Annotated in this window: 24 protein-coding genes; 7 read left to right on the top strand and 17 right to left on the bottom strand. The window is 70.9% G+C overall.

Going from position 1 to position 23,234, the window contains the following annotated elements:
• Positions 1–11: 11 nt before the first annotated feature.
• The 3 genes from ACSMXO_RS06730 to ACSMXO_RS06720 all read right to left on the bottom strand — a co-directional run bounded on the left by ACSMXO_RS06730 (position 12) and on the right by ACSMXO_RS06720 (position 2,536).
• Positions 12–1,100, bottom strand: a complete 1,089-nt coding sequence (locus ACSMXO_RS06730) for a hypothetical protein (RefSeq protein ID WP_455417067.1) — start codon at positions 1,098–1,100, stop codon at positions 12–14.
• Between the two features lie 154 nt (positions 1,101–1,254).
• On the bottom strand, positions 1,255–1,956 hold the full coding sequence (locus ACSMXO_RS06725; RefSeq protein WP_455417066.1) for a class I SAM-dependent methyltransferase: 702 nt from the start codon (positions 1,954–1,956) through the stop codon (positions 1,255–1,257).
• A gap of 190 nt (positions 1,957–2,146) precedes the next feature.
• Positions 2,147–2,536 (bottom strand): hypothetical protein, encoded by a 390-nt coding sequence (locus ACSMXO_RS06720; RefSeq protein ID WP_346259480.1) that lies wholly within the window; start codon positions 2,534–2,536, stop codon positions 2,147–2,149.
• Between the two features lie 572 nt (positions 2,537–3,108).
• Here ACSMXO_RS06720 and ACSMXO_RS06715 point away from each other — a divergent pair.
• Positions 3,109–3,912 (top strand): helix-turn-helix domain-containing protein, encoded by an 804-nt coding sequence (locus ACSMXO_RS06715; RefSeq protein ID WP_455417065.1) that lies wholly within the window; start codon positions 3,109–3,111, stop codon positions 3,910–3,912.
• On the top strand, positions 3,903–4,091 hold the full coding sequence (locus ACSMXO_RS06710; RefSeq protein ID WP_455417064.1) for a DUF397 domain-containing protein: 189 nt from the start codon (positions 3,903–3,905) through the stop codon (positions 4,089–4,091). The genes ACSMXO_RS06715 and ACSMXO_RS06710 overlap by 10 nt, the downstream gene beginning before the upstream one ends.
• On the opposite strand, the gene ACSMXO_RS06705 is transcribed toward ACSMXO_RS06710, so the two are convergent.
• The gene (locus ACSMXO_RS06705) at positions 4,069–4,845 is read right to left on the bottom strand and encodes an N-acetyltransferase (protein ID WP_346259483.1); all 777 of its coding nucleotides are present in this window, start codon (positions 4,843–4,845) and stop codon (positions 4,069–4,071) included. The two genes, ACSMXO_RS06710 and ACSMXO_RS06705, sit on opposite strands and share 23 nt — an antisense overlap.
• A gap of 86 nt (positions 4,846–4,931) precedes the next feature.
• Between ACSMXO_RS06705 and ACSMXO_RS06700 the strand changes: the two genes are divergently transcribed.
• Positions 4,932–5,762 (top strand): peptidylprolyl isomerase, encoded by an 831-nt coding sequence (locus ACSMXO_RS06700; RefSeq protein WP_455417063.1) that lies wholly within the window; start codon positions 4,932–4,934, stop codon positions 5,760–5,762.
• Positions 5,763–6,226: 464 nt separating this feature from the next.
• Here the strand turns inward: ACSMXO_RS06700 and ACSMXO_RS06695 are convergent, their stop codons facing one another.
• The 3 genes from ACSMXO_RS06695 to ACSMXO_RS06685 all read right to left on the bottom strand — a co-directional run bounded on the left by ACSMXO_RS06695 (position 6,227) and on the right by ACSMXO_RS06685 (position 8,815).
• Positions 6,227–6,886, bottom strand: a complete 660-nt coding sequence (locus tag ACSMXO_RS06695; RefSeq protein ID WP_346259485.1) for a response regulator transcription factor — start codon at positions 6,884–6,886, stop codon at positions 6,227–6,229.
• A gap of 96 nt (positions 6,887–6,982) precedes the next feature.
• Complete coding sequence (locus tag ACSMXO_RS06690) at positions 6,983–8,257, bottom strand: sensor histidine kinase (RefSeq protein WP_455417062.1); 1,275 nt, start codon at positions 8,255–8,257, stop codon at positions 6,983–6,985.
• A 57-nt stretch (positions 8,258–8,314) separates the two neighbouring features.
• Positions 8,315–8,815 (bottom strand): hemerythrin domain-containing protein, encoded by a 501-nt coding sequence (locus ACSMXO_RS06685; RefSeq protein ID WP_455417061.1) that lies wholly within the window; start codon positions 8,813–8,815, stop codon positions 8,315–8,317.
• 107 nt (positions 8,816–8,922) lie between these two features.
• On the opposite strand from ACSMXO_RS06685, the gene ACSMXO_RS06680 reads away from it, so the two are divergent.
• Complete coding sequence (locus ACSMXO_RS06680) at positions 8,923–9,774, top strand: class I SAM-dependent methyltransferase (protein WP_346259488.1); 852 nt, start codon at positions 8,923–8,925, stop codon at positions 9,772–9,774.
• 15 nt (positions 9,775–9,789) lie between these two features.
• Here ACSMXO_RS06680 and ACSMXO_RS06675 read toward each other — a convergent pair whose 3' ends face one another.
• The 4 genes from ACSMXO_RS06675 to ACSMXO_RS06660 form a co-directional block, all read right to left on the bottom strand.
• Positions 9,790–10,665 (bottom strand): metallophosphoesterase family protein, encoded by an 876-nt coding sequence (locus ACSMXO_RS06675; RefSeq protein WP_455417060.1) that lies wholly within the window; start codon positions 10,663–10,665, stop codon positions 9,790–9,792.
• 44 nt (positions 10,666–10,709) lie between these two features.
• The gene (locus ACSMXO_RS06670; protein ID WP_455417059.1) at positions 10,710–11,111 is read right to left on the bottom strand and encodes a cold shock domain-containing protein; all 402 of its coding nucleotides are present in this window, start codon (positions 11,109–11,111) and stop codon (positions 10,710–10,712) included.
• 142 nt (positions 11,112–11,253) lie between these two features.
• Positions 11,254–12,042 carry an ABC transporter permease gene (locus tag ACSMXO_RS06665; protein ID WP_455417058.1) on the bottom strand — a complete coding sequence of 263 codons (789 nt, stop codon included), beginning with the start codon at positions 12,040–12,042 and terminating at the stop codon, positions 11,254–11,256.
• Positions 12,043–12,215: 173 nt separating this feature from the next.
• Entirely contained in the window at positions 12,216–13,235 is a 1,020-nt protein-coding gene (locus tag ACSMXO_RS06660) for an ABC transporter substrate-binding protein (RefSeq protein ID WP_455417057.1), read from the bottom strand.
• A gap of 585 nt (positions 13,236–13,820) precedes the next feature.
• Here ACSMXO_RS06660 and ACSMXO_RS06655 point away from each other — a divergent pair.
• Both ACSMXO_RS06655 and ACSMXO_RS06650 read left to right on the top strand, forming a co-directional pair.
• The gene (locus ACSMXO_RS06655) at positions 13,821–14,648 is read left to right on the top strand and encodes a GntR family transcriptional regulator (RefSeq protein WP_455417056.1); all 828 of its coding nucleotides are present in this window, start codon (positions 13,821–13,823) and stop codon (positions 14,646–14,648) included.
• Between the two features lie 36 nt (positions 14,649–14,684).
• Positions 14,685–15,623 carry a DUF6282 family protein gene (locus tag ACSMXO_RS06650; RefSeq protein ID WP_455417055.1) on the top strand — a complete coding sequence of 313 codons (939 nt, stop codon included), beginning with the start codon at positions 14,685–14,687 and terminating at the stop codon, positions 15,621–15,623.
• 56 nt (positions 15,624–15,679) lie between these two features.
• Here the strand turns inward: ACSMXO_RS06650 and ACSMXO_RS06645 are convergent, their stop codons facing one another.
• The 6 genes from ACSMXO_RS06645 to ACSMXO_RS06620 all read right to left on the bottom strand — a co-directional run bounded on the left by ACSMXO_RS06645 (position 15,680) and on the right by ACSMXO_RS06620 (position 22,617).
• Positions 15,680–16,159 carry an OsmC family protein gene (locus ACSMXO_RS06645; protein WP_455417054.1) on the bottom strand — a complete coding sequence of 160 codons (480 nt, stop codon included), beginning with the start codon at positions 16,157–16,159 and terminating at the stop codon, positions 15,680–15,682.
• Between the two features lie 94 nt (positions 16,160–16,253).
• Entirely contained in the window at positions 16,254–18,959 is a 2,706-nt protein-coding gene (locus tag ACSMXO_RS06640; protein ID WP_455417053.1) for a rhamnogalacturonan lyase family protein, read from the bottom strand.
• 306 nt (positions 18,960–19,265) lie between these two features.
• The gene (locus ACSMXO_RS06635; protein ID WP_346260040.1) at positions 19,266–19,643 is read right to left on the bottom strand and encodes a hypothetical protein; all 378 of its coding nucleotides are present in this window, start codon (positions 19,641–19,643) and stop codon (positions 19,266–19,268) included.
• On the bottom strand, positions 19,640–20,671 hold the full coding sequence (locus tag ACSMXO_RS06630) for a WXG100 family type VII secretion target (protein ID WP_346260041.1): 1,032 nt from the start codon (positions 20,669–20,671) through the stop codon (positions 19,640–19,642). Before ACSMXO_RS06630 ends, ACSMXO_RS06635 begins: the two co-directional genes overlap by 4 nt.
• Positions 20,672–20,792: 121 nt before the next feature.
• Positions 20,793–21,191 carry a hypothetical protein gene (locus ACSMXO_RS06625; protein ID WP_346260042.1) on the bottom strand — a complete coding sequence of 133 codons (399 nt, stop codon included), beginning with the start codon at positions 21,189–21,191 and terminating at the stop codon, positions 20,793–20,795.
• 31 nt (positions 21,192–21,222) lie between these two features.
• Positions 21,223–22,617 carry a cellulase family glycosylhydrolase gene (locus ACSMXO_RS06620; protein ID WP_455417052.1) on the bottom strand — a complete coding sequence of 465 codons (1,395 nt, stop codon included), beginning with the start codon at positions 22,615–22,617 and terminating at the stop codon, positions 21,223–21,225.
• A gap of 161 nt (positions 22,618–22,778) precedes the next feature.
• Between ACSMXO_RS06620 and ACSMXO_RS06615 the strand changes: the two genes are divergently transcribed.
• Positions 22,779–23,183: a cellulose binding domain-containing protein gene (locus ACSMXO_RS06615; protein WP_455417051.1), complete on the top strand. Its 405-nt coding sequence runs from the start codon at positions 22,779–22,781 to the stop codon at positions 23,181–23,183.
• Positions 23,184–23,234 lie beyond the last annotated feature (51 nt).

Here is a 23,234-nt window from a genome sequence, read left to right as displayed (position 1 = left end):
AGCGCCGAGGGTCAGGCGCAGTGGTCGCAGGCGCCCCGGCGGCGCAGGTGGTAGGCCAGGGTGGCGGCGCCGAGCGCGATCCCCCAGACCGGCCAGAGCAGCATCGGGACGACCATCAGGGTGCTCCCGCCCAGTTCGTCGAGGAGTTCCGGCTGCCCGTAGAGGGCCAGGCCGGCGGCGGTGATCGCGACAGCGACCCCGGTGGCGGGGACGACGGCGAGCTTGATCGGCACCCGCCTACCGGCCAGCCCGATCATCCAGCGCGGGAACCGCTCGCCCCACCGCTGCACCAGCCCGAGGGTGAGTACCGCGCCGACCAGCCCGAACGTGGCCAGTCCGGCGCCAGCCCAGACCAGACCGGTCCGGTGCATCTCCCGGAGGAACCCGTCGGTGATGCCGAGCGGGATGCCGGCCGCCCAGGCTAGCCGGACGACCGCGTACAGCACCGGGATCACCGCCGCCACCCAGACCGCCCGGCGCCCCCAGCGGGCCGCCGACTTCGCCGAGGTCCAGCCCGCGTCGCCGGGGCGGCGTCCGCACCGGCCACAGGCTTCGGCGGTACGGAACTGCCAGGTGAGTACGGCCCGAGCCAGCAGCAGCCCGGTGGCGACCGAGAACACCTTGTAGCCGAGCGCGAGGGTGAAGAGTTCGGCGTAGTCGACCGGTGGCCAGCCGAACGGCAGCCCGCCGATCAGCATAGGCGCGTACCCGAGATAGGTGAGCACCTGCACGTCCGGGACGACCAGCAGCAGCCCGGCCACCGCCAGCCAGCCGTAGCCGAGCAGGGCGAGTCGGGGTGCGCCGCGCAGGCGTACCGCGTGCGGGCCGGTGATGGCCAGCGCGGTGACCGCCGCGCCGAGCAGCAGCACCGCGAAGGTCGGCGCCCCGACCCAGGCCGGTACCCGCCAGAGCAGGCTGCCGGAGCCGTCCGGGTCGGCGGTGCCGAACGGATAGCCGTGCCCGGTGACGGTCCAGAGCAGGGCGAGCGAGCCGAAGAACGCGGTCGCGCCGGCGGCCAGGTAGCCGATCCGGTGCGAGTGTGGCTGCGGCTGCGGCACGGCCCGGGCGGCCGTCCGGTCGATCGGTACGGTGCGGGACATCGTCGTTCCCTCCTCGACTTCCCCGGGCCGGCGACCTGTGCCGTGCCCGCTCCCCACACCATCCGCGCGCACGGCACCGCAGACCTCACGTGCCGGAGTGAGCCGGTTCCCCTGGCAGAGGGAGGCGGTTGACCTCAGCGGGAAGACCCTCCCGTCAGCCGGTCCTGTCCTCCTCCGGCGCCGGTTTGGTGGCCTCGAAGAGGGCGACGCAACCGCGTACGGCGAGCTGGATGTCGGTGAATCGCTGGTCGAGTTGCCAGCGCAGCCCGGCCAGGTCGTCGTCGGTGTTGTGGAAGATTCCGCGCGCGTTGTAGACCTTCATCAACCGCCGGGCCGGGGCGGTGACCGGCACACCCGAGGAGAGGATCGTGCTGCCGAAGACCCGCCCGCCGGGGCGGAGCGCCGCCGCCGCGTTGTCGAAGACGGCGGCCTTCTCGGACCAGGAGCCGGGCAGGCAGTGCAGCAGGAAGTTCGCCCCGACCGAGTCGTAGTGACCGGTCCGGAGCTTGCCGTCGTCGAAGGGGAGCGGCTGGAGCACGTCCGCCTGCACGACGGCTGGGTGATAGCGGGCAACCCGGGCCGCGCTGACCCGCAGCACGGTCGGGTTCAGGTCGACCAGGGTCAGTTCCGGCATCGCGGTCGGGAAGCCGCACCGGTCCAGGAAGTACGCCGTGCCGGTGCCGAACTCGACGTGCCGGGCTCCGATGTTGCGCCGGTAGTTGTCCAGCATGTGCCGCTTGGCGCACCGCCAGACGAGTCGGCAGTGGAAGCCCAGCACGAGCACGTCGTAGCCGGCGAGCATCAGCCGGTTGTAGACGGCCTGGCCGGCGATGACCTCCTCGGGCGGCGGTGGCACGGCGGTGTTTCCTCCCGCGTATTCCCTGGTTACTGCCTCGCATCCCCAGCTAACCGGCTCGCCGACGGCCCCGCCAGCCTGGAGACGTGGTTGTTCACCCACTGTCGAACAGGGTCGCGAGCGTCAGCGAGTGTCCCGGATCGACTCCGACCAGACGCCGGACGAGGCTATCGACGAGATCCTGGCGAAGCTATCCCTCGCGCGGCTGCCCGACTGACCCGGACGCCTCCCGCCGCCGGATGATGTCCAGGCGCGGGGTCACCCAGCCCAGGAACCGGGCGTACATCCGGGCCGGGTCGGGCCCCGGATCGGGATTGAGCAGGTAGAGGTCCCGCATCGCCGCCGCGAACGCCTCGGCCAGCCAGGTCGTCAGGCCGGCCGGGTCCCGGAGATGGTCGAGCGTCAGCGCCGAGCGCGCGACCGGGCACGGCCATGCCGCGCCGCAGGCCCGGCACAGCCAGATCGGCCGTTGCGGCAGATGCGCCCGTCCCGGCCGTCCGTCCGCTTCCCGACGGGTACGCCCGCCGGCCGGCAATACCTCGTTCGCGAGACTGTCGAGCTGCCCCGCTTGTGCACCCACCCTGCGCCCGGGCTCGACAGCGGCCGGGTGCCCCGTCTGTGCACCCAGCTCTAAAGGCTCTCCACCGGGCGACTCCTCCCCGGGCCGGCGGGCACGATCAGCGTCATCCGCTCGCCCACTCGGGGTCGACTCGTCAGCGGACCCGGTCACGGTGTGCAGCCGTCGGGACATTCCAGTCGCGCAGGTGACCCCGGTTCGTCGGCCGTACCCGCCCACGCACCGACGGCCTCGGTGAGGGCGGCATCGGCGTCGGTGGAGGCGACGTCGGCATCGGCGGCGGAAGCGTGCCGAGACAACCCCACCGGTGCCCGCACCGGCAGTACCGCCAGAGCCGTCGCCAGTCCCGGCGGTGAATTCTCGGCGTACGTCGAAACCAGCTCACGCCCGGCACCTCCTTGATATGTGGAAGCGGGGGCCGCCTCGGGTGGGAAAGGGAAACCGACGGCCCCCGCGCGGTTCCGCTCGTGACACTCTGCCGCGGAAGGCACTACGCTGAGAAGCTTCTCGATCGGTACGACCCGCGCGTATCCGGGTTTATCCCGCCTGTACGCCCTTCGTCATGGAGGAGTCATATGGAACGGTCCCCGATGCTCGAACACTTCGCCGAGGAATTGCGGCTCGCCCGGGCCGCCGCCAACATGTCGCAAACGGCGCTGGCCGAGGCGATCAACTACTCCCAGCCGATGGTCGCCAAGGTGGAGAGCTGCGAACGCCGTCCGAGCCTCGACTTCGCCCGACGCTGCGATGCCGTCTTCAACACCGACGGCCGTTTCGTACGCATCCAGAAGCGCATCAGCCGAGAAATCGTCGTCCAGTACTTCCGCGAATGGGCCGGCATAGAACAGGAAGCGAAAGCCCTGCGGTCGTTCCAGCCGGCCTACGTCCCAGGGCTGTTGCAGACCGAGGCATATGCCCGGGCCGTTCTCTCCGGGCCGGGGCTGCTCTCCACCGAGGAGGTCGAGGAGCAGGTGACCGCCAGGCTGGACCGGCAGGAACTCCTGGCCCGGGCGAAGCCTCCGCTGCTCACCTTTGTGCTCGACGAGTATGTGCTCCGTCGTTCGATCGGCGACCCAGCGGTGATGCGCGAACAGTTGCTGCACCTGGTCAAGGTCGGCACCAGCGTGCCGCAGGTGAGGATCCACGTCGTGCCGGCGTCAGCCGGCTCCTACGCCGGGCTGGACGGCTCGTTTGTGCTCGCTACTCCACCGACGGGCGAGCCGGTCGTCTACTTCGATGGGCACCGCCATGGTCAGATGGACGACCGGCCGGACTACGTGAACTATATGATCGATGTCTGGGAAACCGTCCGGAGCGTGGCACTGCCGCACCAGCAGTCGCTCGACCTGATCGCGGAGGTGGCGGAGACGTGGACCTGACCGGAGGCCGGTGGCGCAAAAGCACCCGGAGCAACAGCACCGGCGGCGACTGTGTAGAGGTCGCCGACAACCTGCCGGGCGTTGTCGCCGTGCGGGACAGCAAGGACCCGAGCGGACCCGCGCTGAGCTTCGGCCCGGATGCCTGGCGGGCCTTCGTCAGCGACCTGCCTCGGCGGTAGATCGCGTGCGGTGCCGTACCCAGACGTTCGGTTCGACGTAGACGGCGTAGTCGTGTGCGAGGGCGCAGCGTACCGGCACCAGGCCACCGGGGATCTCGATGTCGCCGTCGCGGTCGAAGGGTAGGCCGGTCCACTCCCGCCACTGGGCCAATGACCCGGCCACCGTCATCGACGCCGGGGCGACCTTCTCGATGGTGCCGCCGACCCTGACGTGCACCCGCAGCCACGGGTCGGCCGGCAGGCCGTCGTCGCGCCGCTGGCGGATGTAGTCGCTCATCGGCAGGCGCGGTTGCAGGTGCTTGGCCGTCGGGCGGACCGGAGCCAGCAGCGTGTCGTGGCCCTGCCTCCCGGCCGCCTGCCGCAGGGCGGCCACCATGCGGTGGGACAGGCCCCGGCCGAGGTAGTCGACGTCGATCGTGATCTCCAGCGCGCTGGCGACGGTCGGCGCGTTCCCCCGGCGGCGGTCGTTGAACGCCCACACCAGTACCACGTCCCAGCCCTGTGCCGGCATCTCCTCCCGGCCCTTCAGCACGGCGTTGAACGGGACGGCGAACCCGCGCGCGACGACCCGGTCGCCGTCCGTCGCCACGACGCAGTACTCCGGGAACTCCCCGGGCACCCGCAGGTGCAGCGCGCTCGCCAGCAGGTCCTCGCCAGCGAAGACCGGCCAGGTGTCGGTGATCTCGTAGATCCGGGCCGTCAACTCGGGCCGTTCGGCGAGCGTGGTGATCTGGATGCCGTCGAGGTCTGTCACGACCGCGCATACTGCCATGACCAGGCAATTCGAGCCACGCATTTGCCGGTCGGGTATTCATCGAGCACTGTCGGTAGGCTGGCCGGGTGAGCCAGCCACCTGCCGAATTCCCGCCGCCCGGTCCCGTCCCGCCCGCTCCGCCGTACCAGACGGGAGCGCAGCCGGCGCGGAGCCGGCGCCCGCTGGTGATCGGCCTGGTGGCCGCGGCCGTGGCGATCGTGCTCTGCCTGGGCATCGGCTGCGCCGGCCTGGTGGTCTACTACGTGCAGCTCGGCAACGACAGCGGCTCGGACGCGAGCAGCAAGGGCCCGGAAACTGCGCCGAGCCCGGGGACGCGCACCGCGTCGGCGCAGTGTGCCGGCAGCATCACCCCGGCGCACGCCCAGACCAAGGTGGTCGGGCTGCCCGACTTCGACGGGGCAGCGCAGACCGGCACCGCCACGATGCGGCTGAGCACCAACCTCGGCCAGATCGCGATCACCATGGACCGGGCCCGCACCCCGTGCACGGTGGCGAGCTTCCAGCATCTCGCCGGGCGGAAGTTCTTCGACGGAAGCGCCTGCCACCGCCTCGTCACGGAAGGGATCTTCGTGCTCCAGTGCGGCGACCCGAGCGGCACCGGGATGGGCGGGCCGGACTACCGGTTCGCCGACGAGAACCTGACCGGCGCGCGGTACGGCCGGGGCGTGGTCGCGATGGCGAACACCGGGGAGCCAGGCACCAACGGCAGCCAGTTCTTCATCATCTTCCAGGACAGTACGAGCGGGCTCCAGCCGCTCTACACCCCGTTCGGCACGGTCACCACCGGGCTCGACGTCGTGGACCGGGTGGCCGCCGGCGGCCACGACAACTCCATCGCGGCCGGCGGCGGGACGCCGAAGGTCGGGATCACCATCCAGACCCTCTCGGTGGACTGACACACAGCAGCCCGTCCCCGCTGCCCGGAAAGCGGGGACGGGCTGCTGTGCTACGGACGTACCGCCCCAGTCACGTTCGGCCGGCGGGGTGACGCGTCCGTCCCCCGTCAGTCCTGGTACTCCGGAGACCGCCGCTGCTGGCCAGCGGTGTCCGGTGGCACCCGACTGCCGGCCGAGCGCAGCGTACCGGTGCCGTCATCTGGTCGACTTCACCACGGGTCCTGGCCACGTCCGTGACCACTGGTTGATCTGGTCGACATGTGCCGTCGCCTCATCGTCATCTCTCGACCACTGTGACCCGGTCGGGTTTCCCCGCCGCACACCGTTGTGCCCCCGACCGGCCATCCGTCCCCGAGACTGCCCCAGCGACCTAGCGGATAGCCTGCGAGAACCTTGAATCCGCTGGTCAGCGCCCGATTCGGCGGTCCCTGGTTCCAGCCGTCGGCCGAGCTGTAGCTGACTTCTCAGCCGTTCGGCGACGGCACCACGAAGCCCGCCTCGTACGCGGCGATCACCGCCTGGGTCCGGTCCCGGGCGCCGAGCTTGGCCAGTACGTTGCCGACGTGCGTCTTGACGGTCTCGACGCCGAGCACCAGTTCGGTGGCGATCTCGGAGTTGGACAGCCCGGTGGCCATCAGCCGCAGCACCTCCGCCTCCCGCTCGGTCAGCCGGGCCCGACCGAGCCGGTCACCGGGCGGGCCGGGGGTGTGTGCCGCGACGAGTCGGCGCAGCGCCGCCGGGAAGAGCAGGGACTCGCCCTTGGCGACCACCCGGATCGCGTCCACCACTTCGGCCGGCCGGGCCCGCTTCAGCAGGAAGCCGTGTGCGCCGGCCCGGAGCGCCTGGTAGACGTACTCGTCGTTCTCGAACGTGGTGACCACCAGGATCCGGGGCGGGTCGGCCGAGGTGGCCAGCAGGTGCCGGGTGGCCTGGATGCCGTCGATGGCCGGCATCCGGACGTCCATCAGCACCACGTCCGGGCGCAACTTGGCGACCAGCGGCGGCACCTCGGCCCCGTCGGCGGCCTCGCCGACGACGGTCAGGTCCGGCTGCGCGTCGACGATGGCCCGCAGGCCGACCCGGATCAGCTCCTCGTCGTCGACGACCAGCACCCTGATGGTCATGTCCGCTCCATTCCGCGCGCTGTTCCCCCCGCTGCTGAGGCGGGCAGTTCGGCCACCATGGTCGGCAGCCACACCGCGACCCGCCAGTTGCCGTCCTCAAGCCCGGCGCTGACCCGGCCGCCGAGCAGCACCACCCGCTCCCGGATGCCGGCCAGTCCGCGCCCGCGCCGCTGCCCCGGCGGACGCGCCGGGCCGGATCTGCCCCGGACCGCGCCGGACGGCTCGCCGACGGCGTTGACCAGCTCGATCTCGGGCGTCGTCGCGGGCCGCGACACGCAGGGTAACCGGTCGCCGACCGCCGTGCCGGGCCGCGTTCGTCAGTCCTTCTTGGACGATCCGGTAGCCCTCCCTGCCCACCACCGCCGGCACCGCGCCGAGGTCGCCGGCCAGCTCGACGGTGACTGGGAGCCCGGTCGCCCGGGTGTCGGCCACCAGCCGGTCCAGCTCGTCGAGGGTACGCTGCGGCGCCCGCACCGCCCCGTCGCCCGACGGACCACCGTCCTCGCCGGGCGGGCCTCCGTCGCCGGACGGCTCGGCGTCACCCTGGCGGAGCAGTCCGAGTACGTGGTCCAGGTCGGCCATTGCCGCCCGACCGGTCTCCTCGATCGCCCGCAGCGCCCGCCGCACGAACTCCCGGTCGGTCTCCAGCAGCTCACCGGCGGCCGCCGCCTGGAGGGTGGCGACGGTGAGCGCGTGACCGACCGAGTCGTGCAGTTCCCGGGCCAGCCGGTTGCGCTCGGCGAGCCGGCTGGCCTGCCGCTCCAGCGCGGCGATCCGCTCGGTCTGGGACGGGCCGAGCAGCACCGGGGCCATCAGCCTGGCCAGCGCGCCCAGCCCGGCGACCGCGTAGCCGAGCAGCACCAGCAGGGCCACCCCGACCAGGCTGAGCCAGCCCTGGTGCCAGTCGACGAGTGGACCGATCCGCAGGCCGTCGACGGTCTCGGTGCCGACTCCGAACTGCGCGAGGAGGAAGAGCAGCGCCATCGGCAGAGCCGCGATCAGCGCGAACCCGACCAGCCCGCCGGAGACCAGGTGGATGCCGATCCAGAGGGCGCAGCGCAGCCGGCCCTCCCGGTCGATCCCGCTGTCGGCGGCCGGCTCGGCCAGTTCGACGTCGAGCAGGGTACGCGCGGCGGCGATCTCCAGCGCCCGGGTGCCGCGCAGGAACAGCGGCACGGCGGCGATCGCCGTGGCGACCGCGATCAGCAGCAGCACGGCCGGCCGGGGTACCTCGTCGGTGCGCAGCATCTCGGCGAAGACCGTGACCAGCAGCAGGTACGGCAGCAGCAGAACCCCGCCGAGCAGTAGAAAGATCCCTCGGCGGTAGGTGGCGCCACTGGTCAGCGGTGCCAGGGCGGCCCGGAGCGTCACCCGGTCATTCTGCCTCGGGACGGCTCGGGTGAGCCGGGGCACCTCGGCTCGGTCGGCTCAGCGGTGTTCCTGGACGTACGCCTTCGGGTCCTTGTCCTGGAAGGTCAGGTCCCGCCCGCCGGGGTGCTCGCCGTAGAAGGTGAGCCAGCGGGCGCCGAGCTCGGCACGTAGTTCGCGGCTGGAGTTGCGCCGGAAGTCCGCCAGCGCGCCGTCCTCCTCCTCGGCCAGGTGCTCGCTGTTCTCCCGTCGGGCCTGCCAGACCGCCGCCCACCACCCGTCGGTGCCGGGCACGTGCCGCTTCGACGCGGCGATCGCGTCCCGGATCTTGTTGTGGTCCCCGATCGCGTCGTCGGTCTCCTCGGCCGCCCCGGAATCCCCGTGCCGGACCAGGTACGGGTAGAGGATCGCCTCCTCCGCCTCGGCATGGATGTCGAGGTGCAGCGCCAGCGGCTCCCAGATCGCCCGGAGCGCCGCCTCGCCCCGGGCGTCGTCGAGCCGGGCGAATCCCCGGCGGAGCGCCGCGTGGTCGTCCAGGATCAGCGCGGTGATGTCCTCCATCGTGGTCTGCCCTCCTCGAACAGATCGACACTTGCCCGATAGACACGGAAGTTCCATTTTTGCGGGGTACTAGCGAAAGTATCGCGATAAAGGACAGAATTCCCCGCATGGCTGTTGGAGAGTTCCAGACGCAGGTCGTCCGGCGTGCCCGGGGGATCAGCGCCGCCCTCAGCACACCGCCGTACGTGAAACCGGGGCACTTCTACTCGCCGGCCACCTCGCCGGCGGACCGGACCACCGCGATCGGCTGGCGTGACCTGGCCCCGGTCGGCGTCGACCTGCGGGAGCCGGACCAGCTCCGGCTGGCCGCCGAACTCGGTCCGCTGATGCGTGAACTTCCCAGCGACCGCTGGCACGACCAGAACGGCATGTACGGCCGCGCCGACGCCGCCGTGCTGCACGCGATGCTCCGGCACCACCGGCCGGCCCGGCTGATCGAGGTCGGCTCCGGGTACTCCACCGCGGTCGCCCTCGACGTCGCCGACCGCTACCTGCCGGATCTGCGGATCACCTGCGTCGAACCGCATCCGGAGCGGCTGCGCTCCCGGCTGCGCCCCGGTGACCGGGTCGACCTGGTCCAGCGCCGGGTCCAGGACGTCGACCGGTCCAGTTTCGCCAGGCTCGACTCCGGCGACATCCTGCTGATCGACTCGACGCACGTGGCAAAGGCCGGCTCGGACGTCGTCTGGCTGCTCTTGCACGTCCTGCCGACGCTGCGTCCCGGGGTGATCGTGCACATCCACGACATCCACTGGCCGTTCGAATATCCGGAGCGGTGGCTCCGGGAGGGCCGGGACTGGACCGAGGTCTACCTGCTCCGGGCGTTCCTCACCGACAACGCGGCGTGGCGGGTACTGCTCTTCACCTCGTGGCTCTGGTCGTGCCACCCGGACGCGCTACCGGCCGAACTCCGGGGGCTGCCCACCGGCGCGTTCTGGATGCGCCGGGCCGACCAATGAGCGACAGGACCCGGCTCACCAGGCCAGGTCGGCGTCCCGCTCCGGCGAGCCGGCCGGCAGGATCGGCCGGAGGCCGCGGGGCGGCTTCGCCCGCCGCTGCCACTCACGCGGATAGCCGAGCGACACCTCGTCGAACCGGACCCCGTCGAACCAGTTCACCCGGGGGATGTGCAGGTGGCCGTAGACCACGGCGGCGGCCCGGTAGCGCCGGTGCCAGTCGGCGGTGTGCACGGTGCCGCACCACTGCGCGAAGACCGGGTAGTGCAGGATCGCGGTGACCTCGCGGACCAGCGGAAAGTGGTTGACCAGCACGGTCCGGGTGCCCGGTGCGAGTTCGGCGAGCCGGCGTTCGGTGAGTGCCAGCCGGGCCGCGCACCAGTCCTCCCGGCTCGGATAGGGGTCGGGGTGCAGGAAGTACTCGTCGGTGCAGACGATCCCCGCCTCGTGCGCCAGCGCCAGCCCGGCCTCCTTGGTCTGCGCGCCCGCCGGCCGGAACGTGTAGTCGTAGAGCAGGAAGAGCGGCACCACCGTGACCGGCCCACCCGCACCCGTCCACACCGGGTACGGGTCCTCCGGGGTCAGTACGCCGATCTGCCGGCACATCTCGACCAGCAGCTCGTACCGGGCGACTCCGCGCAACTGGACCGTGTCCTGGCGGGGCGTCCACAGCTCGTGGTTGCCGGGCACCCACACCACGGTGGAGAAACGCTCCTTCAGCAGCCGCAGCGCCCAGAAGATGTCCTCCACCCGATCGGCGACGTCGCCGGCCACCAGCAGCCAGTCCTCGTCCGAGCCCGGAACGAAGCTCTCGACCAGTTTCCGGTTCTCGGCGTAACCGACGTGCAGGTCGCTGACGGCCAGCAGGGTGCCGCCGGGACGCGAGGTGATCACCCGGCGACCCTACCGGGCCCGTACGTCGGGCCGGGCGTCCGCGCTCAGGGCTCGACCCAGCCGTGCGACCGGGCCAGCCCGACCAACTGCTGCCGGATCACGCCGATCTGGGCACCGGTCAGCGACGGCACCTTCTCGATCAGCATCTCGGTGACCTCGACGCTGAACTCGGCTCCGGAGAGTACGTCGCACAACTCGTCGTCTCCGGCCGCCCGGCTCGGACGCGGGCTGGTGGCCGGTCGGTCGGTGATCCGGATCGCCGACGCCTTCAGCCCCCGCTCCCCCTGCTCAACCTCGTATTCCAGCCGCATCCCCGGTTGGATCAGGTGCTTGTCCTCGCCGAAGTCGTTGGCGTGCACGAAGACGTCCTCACCACCGCTGTCAGGGGCGATGAACCCGTAGCCGCGTACCTCGTCGAACCTCAGCAACTTTCCCGATGCCACCACAACCACCGCCACCTCAACCTGACCGACACCAACACACTGGGCCACCCCGGCCCGACAGCACCTGCCAGACCGGCCGGGCCGCCCCTCGCGACACAGTAGCGAGCGGACCGGCTCTCGTGCAGCCCCGCCCGGCGGGCACCGGCTACGACGTGATCGCCCGCGCCCACGGTACGACGAGCCGCTCGACCGCCACCACAAGATAGAACAGCAGCCCGCCCATCAACGCCAACAGGGTCAGCGCGGCGAACGCGAGCGGGGTGTCGGCGGACGCTCCGGAGTTGACGATGACCGCGCCGAGCCCCCGGTCGGGGTTGACCACCTCGCCGATGATCGCGCCGATGATCGCCAGTGAGATCGCCACCTTCAACCCGACGAAGATCTGCGGCAGCGCCCAGGAGAGTCGTACCTTGAGGAAGGTCTGCCACCACGAGGCGGAGAGCGAGTGCACCAGCTCGCGCAGGTCGTTCGGGGTCGAGGTAAGCCCGGCCATCGCGGAGACCACGATCGGGAAGAAGCAGACCAGGATCACCATGACGATCTTCGGCTCCGACCCGAAGCCCATCCAGACCAGCAGCAGCGGCGCGAGCGCCACCTTCGGTACGGCGTTGACCGCCGCCATCAGCGGCATGGTCATCCGCTCGACCGTCCGGGATGCCGCCAGCAGCAGCGCGACGAGCAGCCCGGTGCTGGCGGCGATGCCGAACCCGATCACCGTCTCCAGCAGGGTCACCCAGGTCTCCGCGAGCAGATAGCCAGGCAGCCGGAGGAACGCGTCGACCACGTCCGGCGGCGCCGGCAGGAAGAACGACGAGATGTCGAAGAGGTGGGTGACCAGCCACCAGAGGCCGATCGCCAGCACGGCACCCAGTACCGGCAGCCCGACGTTGGCCCAGAGTCGGGCCAGGCGGGTGTTCGTCGGCGAGCTGGTCATGACGGCCTCCGGGTGGGGTGACGCGGCGACGGCAGGGGGTGGCCGGCGGCCCGGTCGGTGCGCCGCCGGGAACGGTGCGGACGATACCGGGACGGCGGCCGATGCGACCGCCGTCCCGATCCAACTCCGTCACCGACCGGCCTCTCGGGGCATCGGTACGGAGCCCTCAGCCCTCAGGGCTTCGGGACGAACCCGAAGTCGACGACCTTGTCCGGGGTCAGGCCGGCGGGGATGAGGCCGGCGCCCTGCATCACGGCGATGGTCCGCATCACCCGCTGCTCGTCCATGAAGCCGATCGGCGCGCCGCCGACCGGTGCCACGTAGGGCGTCATCGCCTTGATCTCCCCGATCCCGGACGGCACGGCGTAGCTCGGCTCCGCCTTGTTGAGGATCTGCGCCGCCTCCTCCGGGTGCTCGATCGAGTACTGCAAGCCCTTCAGCAGTGCGCCGGTGAACCGGCGGACCAGGTCCGGGTCCTTCGCGATCAGGGCGGGGGTGGTGATGACCGCGTTGCCGAACAGGTCCCGGAGGTAGTCGCTGTACGGCAGCACCACCACCTCCTTCTTGGAGGCGTTCCCCAGTGCCGTGCGACTGAGCAGGAAGGTGCCGAGCGCGTCGACCTGCCGGGACGCCATCAGACCGTTCAGCGCGGTGGCCTGCGCCCCCTGGATCTTCACCTTCGCCGTGTCGATGCCGGCCAGCCGGGCGTACGCCGGGAAGAGCAGTTCGGTGACCGACCCGGCGCCGGTCGCCATGGTCCTGCCCTCCAGGTCCTTCGGGGTGTTGATGTTGGTGTCCTTCGTGGTCATCACCGCGACCAGCGTCTGCTGGTGTACGGCGGCGACGGCCCGCCAGTCGGTGAACTCGCCCTTGCCGGCCTGGATCACCGCACCGGTGAAGTCGAGGGCGGCGAACTGCACCTTGTTGGACTTCAACGCCGTCAGGTTGGGGACGTTGCCCGCACCCTTCTGGATGTCGACCTCGATGCCGGCCTCGGCGAAGTAGCCCTTCTCCTTGGCCACCCAGGCGAACGCGTCCCGGCCGACCGCGCCGAAGGCGGTGATGTACGCGACCTTGTCCGGATCCTTCTTGGATGCTTCGGCATCCGAGCCGGAGTCGCCGCTACACCCGCTCGTGACCGCCAGCGCCGCCGCCAGTAACGCTGCGGCGAGCAGGCGAGAACGTCTGATCATGTGTGCCTCCCGCTTGTGGAATGGACCCGAGGGCGGGCAATCGACGCCTCCCGCGCGAACAGCGCGCCGCGACCCCTCGGCGCGTATCCGGCCTGCCGGCCCTCGTTCGGTCGAGAATCGTAAATGAGCCCTGTCCGAAATGTCATCGACAAGATCCGGTCAAGATTCTGGCAAGCAGATGCATGATCGTTTCCCGCCAGCAGATATCAGCAGGTCACGACGATTGACATTCGGCATCGACAGCAGCCAACCTGTCCGCAATATTGTTGATAATTCGGGAGACAATGTTGCGTTCAGCCGTACTGAGCTGGGAGTTGACGGGGTGCCGGCACCCGGTCGGCCCGACCGACACCGGTCGCGCCATGCCGGCGTACTGCCCGGTTGGTGGGCGCACTCCGGCTAAGGTCCGACGCGTGCATATCCCCGTCGACACAGTGGACTCCGCGGACCCGACGTACCAGTCTCACCGTCCCGATCGATTCCGTCGCGGCTGCCACCGAAATCGCCCAAATGTTGACCGACGTTGGACGTTGGACAGATTTCCGCCCGGATCGACCGGGCACGGATCGCCGCGGTGACCGGATCATGACCGAATCCGCGCAGCAGCCACCATCGGCCGACCGCGGTCGTGCCCGGATCGCCCGGCAGCACCGGGCGGTCGATCCGCCGCCGCCGCCGGCCGACCGGACCGACCCACCGGCCACTTCGGAGCCACCGACGGCCGGCCGGCGGGGTCCGGCCCGGTCCGCCGAGGAGGCGTACGACCAGCTCCGGCAGGAGATCTACCGGGGCGAGCTGATGCCCAACGAGCGGCTGATCGAGGTCGAGCTGGCGACCCGGCTACAGGTCAGCCGGGCGGTGGTCCGGACCGTGCTGGTCCGACTCGGTCAGGACGGACTGGTCGTGCTCACCCCGAACCGGGGCGCACACGTCCGGCTGGTCACCGAGGAGGAGGCGGTCGAGATCCTCCAGGTGCGGGCCGTACTGGAGGCGCTCACCGCGCGGCAGGCGGCACTGCACGCCACCGCCCGGGAGATCGCCGGGATCCGCCGGATACTCGACCGGATGGCCCGGAAACTCGACTCCGACGACCTGCTCGGCTATTCGGAGGGGAACGCCAAGCTGCACGCCGCGATCATCGCGGCGGCCCGGCACGAGACCGCGGCCCGGCTGATCACCGGGCTCCGGGCCCAGCTCGTCCGGTTCCAGTACCGCACCATCCTGGTGCCCGGCCGGCCGAACCGGTCCTTCGAGGAGCACACCGCGATCGTCGAGGCGATCGCGGCCCGGGACCCGGACGCCGCCGAGGCGGCGATGCGCCAGCACCTCGGGCACGTCGAGTCCACTCTGGCCAGGACCGCGACCGCGATCCGTCGCCGGGGCGGCCGGCCCGATCCCACCCGTCCGGGCTGACCGGTGTCCGGTCCGCCCACCCCGCCAAGGAGCGTCATGTCCGCGCACCCCGTCCCGTCCGCCCGCGCCCGTGCCCTGGTCGCCGGGGCGTACGACACCCACGTGCACGTCGCACCCGACGTCATGGAGCGGCGGATCGACGACCTCGACCTGGCCGGCCGGTTCGCCGAGGTCGGGCTCGCCGGCTTCGTACTGAAGTCCCACTACGTGCCGACCGCCGAGCGCGCGGCCGTGGTGCGCAAGGTACGCCCCGACGTCGACGTGCTCGGCGCGCTCACCCTGAACGGCTCGGTGGGCGGGATGAACCCGGCCGCGGTCGAGATCGCCGGCCGGCAGGGCGCCCGGATCGTCTGGATGCCCACCGTCGACTCCGGCAACCAGCGCCGCAGCACCGCCACCGACCTGCCCGGCGCCAAACCGGCGATGTGGGGAGCACTCCAGGCCGACCTGCACGCCCAGGGCATCGTCCCGGACGTCGTCGAGGTGGTCGACTCCGACGGACAGGTGCGGGAACCGGTCCGCCAGGTACTCCGGGTCATCGCCCGGCACGACCTCGTGCTCGCCACCGGGCACCTGTCCGGCCCGGAGATCCTGGCCGTGGTCCACGCCGCCGGCGAGGAGGGAGTACGCCGGATCGTCGTCACCCACCCCGAGTTCACCTCGCAACGACTGCCCGTCGCCCAGCAGCGGGAACTCGCCGAGGCCGGCGCCCTGCTGGAACGCTGCTTCACCACCGCGTACACCGGGAAGGTCTCCTGGGACGACCTGTTCGGCAACATCCGGGCCGTCGGCGTCGCGCACTCGGTGCTCTCCAGCGACCTCGGACAGCCGTTCAACCCGCCGGTCGAGGACGGCCTCGCGCTCTTCGCCGACCGGCTGCTGGAGGCCGGCTTCACCGAGCGGGACGTCCAGACGATGGCGGTGCAGAATTCCCGCCGGCTGGCGGTGGTCGGCGCGGACCGGGTGCCGGCCTGACCCTGGCCGACCCGGCCCGCGCTCTCGTCCCCGCCAGCCGAAGCTGGTGGCGATGCTCAGGCGGGCGGCGCGACCTCGACGACCGGTTCGTGGCGTACCGCGAAGTTGACCGAGCTGGCGATGAAGCAGAGCTTGTGTGCCTGCTCGTGCAGCTCGGTCGCCCGGTCCACCATCTCCGGCGCGGCAACGGTCACCCGGGGCCGGAGGACGACCTCGGTGAACGCGCCGCCGCCGTCCCCGCTCTCGGCCATCGTGCCGACCGCCTCGTCGACGTACCCGGTGACCACCACCCGGCCCCGGGCACAGAGGCTCAGGTACGACAGCATGTGGCACTGGGCCAGCGCGGCGACCAGCAACTGCTCCGGGTTCCACCGGGCCGGGTCGCCACGGAACGTCGGGTCGGCGGAGCCGAGCAGCGGTGCCGGACCGTCGGCGGTGACCCGGTGGTCCCGGCCGTAGTCGCGGTAGTTGACCGTGCCGGCCTCGCCGGCTCCGGTCCAGGTGACGGTCAACCGGTAGTCGTGGCTCCTCGGCACTGGTCTCCTCCTCGGCTCGCTACCGCGAGTATCGACCAGACGAGTGTGGTCTGTTACCACCCCGCCGGGGGTAGTAACAGACCACACAGTCGGGCTAGTGCTTCGCCGTGACGTCGATGTCGGTGCGGCGGGGCGGGAGCGGTGCGGCGGGGTCGAGGAAGAAGCTCGGGTGCGGTGGCTGGTTGTAGACCACGTTCTCCGAGGCGACCTGGTTGCGGTACTGCGGGTCGTGCATCAGGGTGCGGATCTTGTGCTCGGTCGGGATGACGGTGGTGTAGATCCGCAGGGCCGAGGTGCCCACCCGCCAGACGACCTCCTCGCGCCAGTCGCCGTACAGGTCGGCGGAGACGATCGGGCTGCCCTTGCCGCCGTCCCGGACCGCCGAGGCGCCCGGGGCGACCAGCAGGTCGGTCTTGTTCACCGTCGCCGGCCGGCTGCCGTAGTCGGTGTTCGCCTTGGAGATGACGTTGTCGGTCAGCAGTTCCCGGGTCAGGTCGCCGTCCCAGTAGACGAGGAAGTTCGCCGGCAGGTTGCCGGAGCCGTAGAGCTGCTCACCGGTGACCGCGCTGTAGACCCGGCCGCCGCTCCAGTACTCCGCACCGGGGTTGTTCGGGTCGATGTTGCCGGCGGCACCGCGCTCGTTGTCGCCGCCGCCGTACATCGCGGCGGTCACCTCGCCGGTCTCCGGGTCGTAGACGGCGGCGCCGGGCCGGTAGCCGAGGCCGGTCTTGCCGTCCCGCCCGACCGAGTCAAGCCCGGCCGCCTGCTCCTGGACCAGGAAGACCTCGGTGCCGGGCCGCGCCGGGTCGAAGTCGCCGACGTGGTACGCGTCGCCGTGCGCCAGGTGGATGAACCGGTCGTCGGCGTCCGGTGCCGTGATCTGCGGGGTCAGGTCGACGTTGACCGGCGGCACCGGGTACGGGAACCAGGTCCCCGCCACGGTGCTCAGCCGCAGGTTCTCGTCCAGGATCATCGCGCCGTAGACGATCTCGTCCCGGCCGTCGTTGTCGACGTCGGAGGTCATCAGCGAGTGCATGCCCCGGTCCTCACCGAGGTGCGGGTCGGGCAGCGTGGCCGAGTCGAAGGTCCGGCCGAGCACCAGCTCGCCGTTGCGCAGCGTGTACGCGGCCACCGTGGTCCGGGCGTAGTAGCCGCGCGCCATGATCGCGCTCGGCCGCCTGCCGTCCAGGTAGGCGACGGCGGTCAGGAACCGGTTGGCCCGGTTGCCCTGGTGGTCGCCCCACGGGTAGTTGCCCCACCGGGTGTCCGGGTCGGTCCAGTACGGGTCCGGGATCTCGCTCGGGTCCACCGGTACCTGCTCACCCGGGCCGGAGCCGTCGCGTACCGCGCCCTGGAAGTTCGCGCCCCGGTGGTCGACCGGCGCGGCACCCCAGTTCGGCGCCCCGTACGGGAAGGCGTAGTCGACGGTGTCGACGACCCGGCCGGTACGCCCGTCGAAGGCGGTCAGGTACTCGTCGCTGGTGCCGATCGGCCCGTACGTGTAGACCTTGCCCCACTGCCGGACGTTCTGCTCCGGCGGCGTGTTGCCCCCGGGCAGGATCCAGCTCACGTTGTAGCCGTTCATCGCGTCGTAGTACCGGTCGAGCGCGGCCTCGTCGCCGCTGGCGAAGTAGCCGGCGAACTTCTCGGCGGTGGCCTGCTCGCGGCCGATGGTGTCCCGGACCCGGTAGCTTCCGTCCGCCGCGACGGTGCCGCTGGTGGTGCCGTCGGCGGTCTTCATGATCAGTTCCGCCCGCCCGTCGCCGTCGAAGTCGGCCACGGTGAGCTGGGTGTCGTGTGCGCCGGCCCGGATGTTGTAGCCGACGTTGATCCGCCAGAGCAGCGTGCCATCCAGCTTGTAGGCGTCCACGATCGCCGGTGCGGTGAAGCCGGATTGCGAGGAGTCCTTGGCCCCGGCCGGGTCCCACTTGAGGATCAGCTCGTAGCCGCCGTCGCCGTCCAGGTCGCCGACGGTGGCGTCCCCGGGGGTGTACTCGGCCATGGTGGTCCGGATCGACCCGTCGGCGTTGCGCTGCCAGGGCAGCTTCTTGCCCCGGTCGAGTTCGTCGACGTACCGGGTGAAGGCCCGATCCAGCTCGGCGAAGAGCCTGTCGCTGATCCGGTAGCGGTCCCCCGAGACGTGCGTGGCCCGGGTGCCGAACGGGTTGCGCGGGGCCCACTCCGGATCGGCGAAGTAGGTCCGGAACGGGCTGATCAGCGCGGCGAACTCGGCCTCGGTGATGCCCTGCCGGTTGGCGTGCGCGGTCCGGATCCGGCGCAGCAACTCCATGTCGACCGGCTCGAACTGCTTGCCGGTGGTGCTGGTCGGATAGGTCTGGACCAGCGGGTACGGCGCGGCCGCCGGCCGTTGCAGCGGGATGTCCCGGTACTGCTGGGCCAGCGGGGTGGTGGCCGGCGACAGTGGCCGGGTCACCCCGTGCACGATCGCCGCCACCCGGTAGGCGGAGCTGGCGGTGCCGTCGGTGTCGGTGTAGTTGCTGGCCCCGGAGACAGTGGTCAGCACCGTGCCGTCCCGGTAGATCCGGTACCGGACGTCGTCCGGCTCGTCACCGAGGAAACGCCAGCTCAGGTAGACCCCCTCGGGCACCTTCACCGCGACCAGTCCCCGGTCGAGGTGTTCGAGCTGGCGCAGCACGGGCTTGCCCTTCGGGGCCTTCGCCTGGGCGGCCGCCGGAGGCAGCGGCCCCGCCAGCACCAGCGGTACGGCGGCGAGCAGCGCGACGGCGCGGCGGGGCGACCAGCGGCGGGGTGGGATATCGGATGGTGCGGTACGACGCATCGGTGCGTTCCTTCCGCCAGGGGGTGGCCAGGAACGGGCCCCCGGGGTGGTGTCGGCGAATCGGATGGTGCGGCGAGCGGTACGGCGGCGAGGGGTACGGAGGCGGACGACAGCGTCGACGGGACGGCGCCGGACGTGGGTGAATCGTTTCAAGATCGCCGCTTCTCCGAAGCTAGCCGCCGCCTCGCTGAGCTGTCAAGACTTCCGGAAGCCAGGAAGGGAAGGGCTTTCCGGGGGCACGGCGCCGCGCCGCTCCCGATCCGTACGGGTCGATCAATTCGGGTCGGGCCGGGCCGGGCCGGCAGGCTACCTGCTGGGCCGGCTCTCCGGGTCCATCGGGTCGAACTCCTCGTCCTCCTCGATCGCCCGGACGATGTCGTCCCGGTGTTCCGCGACCATCCGGTCGAGATGCCCGCGCAGCAACCCGGCGTTGGGCGACTCGCCGGAGTAGATCCGGTCCCAGTCCTCCTCGCCGGCCTCCACCAGCCGGGCCAGAGTACGCATGTCGTCGCCGAGATCACCGCGCAGCGCGGCCTCCTGGAGGGCCCGGCGTTCTTCCTCGGTCGGCCGGTTCTCCCGCTGGAACCGGAGCATCTCCTGCAACGCGGACTCCATCGCCTCGCGCAGCTCGGCCGTTGCGGCCCGCATCCGCTGCTCGATGTAGGCGAAGTCGGGCGAGGTCATACCGCACCCATCGCCGGGACCGGGCCGGTCACCGGGGCGGGCGGCAGCTTCGCGACGCTGAAGTAGTCGACGCAGAGTTCAATGGTGCTGATCAGCATGGTCAGCGCGTTCAGGAAGACCTGGACGACCTTGATGGCCTTCCAGACCATCGTGATCCCCTCCTTGACCGTCTGGATCAGCTTCCACTGCCCGTAGGCGGGGATCGCGGCGTTCGACAGCGCCGCGCTGACCAGGCTGACCAGGGTCCTGATGATGTCGACCACCACCTGGGCCATCTTCACCGCATGGTCGATCATGTCCCAGAGGTGGTCGCCCATCTTCCGCATCGCACCCGCCTGCTCGGTCAGGCTGGAACTCCACCGGTCCACGTGGGCGGTCGCCGCGCTGGCCGCGTCCCCGCTCCAGGTCCTGGTGATCGCCTGCCGACCCGAGGCCAGGTTCGCCTGCGCGAGATCGAGACACTGGGCTACCGCCCGCCACGCCTCGACGTGCCGGGCGGCCTTGTCGATATCACCGGCGAGCCACCGGGTGACCTTCTCGCGCGGGTCCGGACCGCCGACCCAGACCACGAGGTCGCAGACCTTGTCGAAGACGAAGCCGAAGGAGACCTCCGGCAGGTCCGGCATGCCGGCGCCACCGCCTCCCGGTGCGACCAGAGCACCGGCCGGCGAACCGGGATCGTTGAACCCGTTGGCCTCACCGTCGTCGGTGATGAGCCCGGTCTGCCCACCGGCCAACCTGGTCAGCCGGCCACTCGACCGTTCGTCGGCCTCCCGGTACGCGGCGGCGGAGGAGTTGAGCCCGTCCCGCGTCTTGCCGAGCCGGAGACTGTCCTCGGACAGCACATTGTGAAACTTCGGGATCATGGCGGCGTACGGGCCGGTGATGAGCTCCAGGATCCGGCCGAAGTCGGCGTCGGCGATCTGCCCGGCGGCGTATTCCCGGGCCGAGCCCATGTCCGTGGACACCCGTCCGACCTGCTGGGCCCAGCCCCGCAGGTCGGAAAGTTCAACTGAGACAGCCGTCACGACAGACCTCCCCCGATTCCACGTGTCCGCCCCGGGTACCATCCGCCCCGCGATCGGCCATGGTGGATTGTGCCATCGGGTCCGCCGCGCTACAACCTGTCACCGGACCGCGCGGCAGGCGTCAGTGGGTCCGCCAGAACGTCACGACCAGGACGATCTGGACGGCGACGACGCCCAGCAGGACAAGCCACTGGCGACCGAACGACCAGCGCCGGGCGATCGACCAGAACACCAGCGCGATACCGGCGACCCCGGACCCGATCATCGGCACCATCCAGGCGATGTCCCCGCCGGTCGCCCCGAACACGGCGGCCAGGAGAGAGAAGAGGACCGCGCCCCAGACGAAGGTTTCCCGGAGAAATCCCTCGGCCAGCGCGACCGCGGCGGCCCGTAGGAAGCCGCCCCACCCCCGGCGGCGCCCGCCGGAGTCCGGCGCGTCGTCGATCTCACCTGCCCGCTCGTACGCCGCCCGGAACAGCGGGCCGTCCGCCTCGGTCGGCTCACGTCTCTGCTCGGACACACCGCCACCGTAGTCGATGCGGGCGACCGTGTCAGAAGTCGTCGGGAGTGTTGATCCGGCTGCGGACCCAGACGCCCGCCTCCTTGAGCCGAGCGGTACCGCCGAACGCGCCGGCCGCGCAGGTGCCGGTGGTGAAGACCGCGCCCGAGCGGAAGTCGTCGGAGAAGTTCCAGTTCACCCAACTGATCTTCCGGCTGGCGAAGAGGTCCAGGTAGCGCTGGGCCATCGTGAAGTCGTTGGGGCCGTCCCCGGAGTAGTCCTGGGTGCCGAACTCCGTGACGAAGAGCGGCAACAGGTCCGCCGCCCGGGTCACCGTGTCGAGGTAGTAGTCGTCGTGGGAGGCGGCGTAGAAGTGGAAGACGTACATCACGTTGCCGGCGCTCACCGGGTTGGCGGCGATGACGTCCGCGCCGCCGCCCTCGCCGGAGGCGCCCAACGACGACCAGTCGGGGGTACCGACCAGCACCACCGCGTCGGCGTCCCGGGTACGGATCACCGGGATGATCTGGTCGGCGTAGCTCTTGATGGCGCTCCAGGCCACCCCGTTCGGCTCGTTCGCGATCTCGTAGATCACGTTGTTCTTGGCCCGGTGTCGATCGGCGATCTCCGCGAAGAAGGTACGCGCCCGCTCCAGGTTGTGGTTGGGGTCGCCGGGGGTGAGCATGTGCCAGTCCACGATGGCGTACATGCCCCGGGCGCTGGCCAGCTCGATGTAGTTGTGCACCAGGTCGGTGAAGCGACGCGGGTCGGTCTCGTAGCCGCCCTCCTGGATGTACATCGAGATCCGCAGTACGTCGGCCTGCCACTCCCGGGCGAGTACGTCCAGCGAGGCCGGGGTGGCGCAGTTGGCGTACCACTGGAGACCGTGCGTGCTCATCCCGCGCAACTGGATCGCCTTGCCGGCGGCGTTGCAGAGCTGCCGGCCGCAGACCCGGAGCTGCCCGTTCGCCGCCACCGGCGTGCGCCCGCCCGGCGGCACCGTCGGTGGTACCCCGGTCGGGCTCACCGTCGGGGTCGGGGTGGGCCCGGTACCGCCGCCGCAGGGCTGACCGTTGAGCTGGCAGCCGTTCGGGGCGCCGGTACCGCTTCCGATGAAGCCGAAGGTCACCGAGGCACCGGGGGCGATCCGGCCGTTCCAGGAGAGGTTGCCGAAGATGTGCCGCTGGCCGCTGCTGGCCAGCGTCGCGTTCCAGTGGGAGCCGAGGGTGGTCCCGGCCGGGAGGTCGAACTCCACCCGCCACGAGGTGATCTCGGTGCTGCCGCCGTTGGTGATGGTGTAGCGGCCTTCCCAGCCCGACCCCCACTCGGAGACCTTGGCGAACGAGGCGGTCGGGGTCGACGCCGCCTGGGCGACCACCGCCACCGGTGCCGCCGCGACCGCCGCGACGAGCCCGACCAACAGCAGCAATCTGCGGGTACGCCTCACGATTCCTCCCGGCGCTCGACGACGGCGACCCGACCGGCACACGGCGAGCCATCAACTCCTGTCGAACTATAAGGACAACTAACTGTGCCCGCAACACAAGGGCCGCACCCGGCGTCGATGAACGCATTCCCACGCCACATCGATAGCTGTATATTGCCTCCATGGCCCTCCGGATACGCATCGCAGCACTGGCCGCACTCACCGTGTTCGCCGTGGCGCTGCACGCCGCACCGGCGAGCGCGGTGCCGGCCACCGGGTCGGCGGATCCGTTGTTGTGCGAGGTCACCACGACGACGAACTCGTGGGGCAACGGCTTCACGGTGAGCGTCACCATCACGAACACCAGCGATGCGACGATCACCTGGCGAGCGACGCTGACGTTGCAGGGCGGGACACTCTCCACCGCGTGGGGCGTGACCACCACATACGCCAACGGCAGGCACATCATCGTCCCGGAGCGGTACGGCGAGTTCATCGCGCCGAAGCAGAGCTACCGGTGGGGTTACAACGGCACCGGGCACCCTGCCATACCCCAGGTCGTCTGCTCGTCGACAACGCGCCCGTGACCGAGGCACCGCTCGGCTGAACAGATCACGAGGTACCAGCGCCAGCGCCAC

The sequence above is a fragment of the Plantactinospora sp. DSM 117369 genome (assembly GCF_053764795.1).
This window is presented reverse-complemented; position numbering and strand designations above follow the sequence as displayed.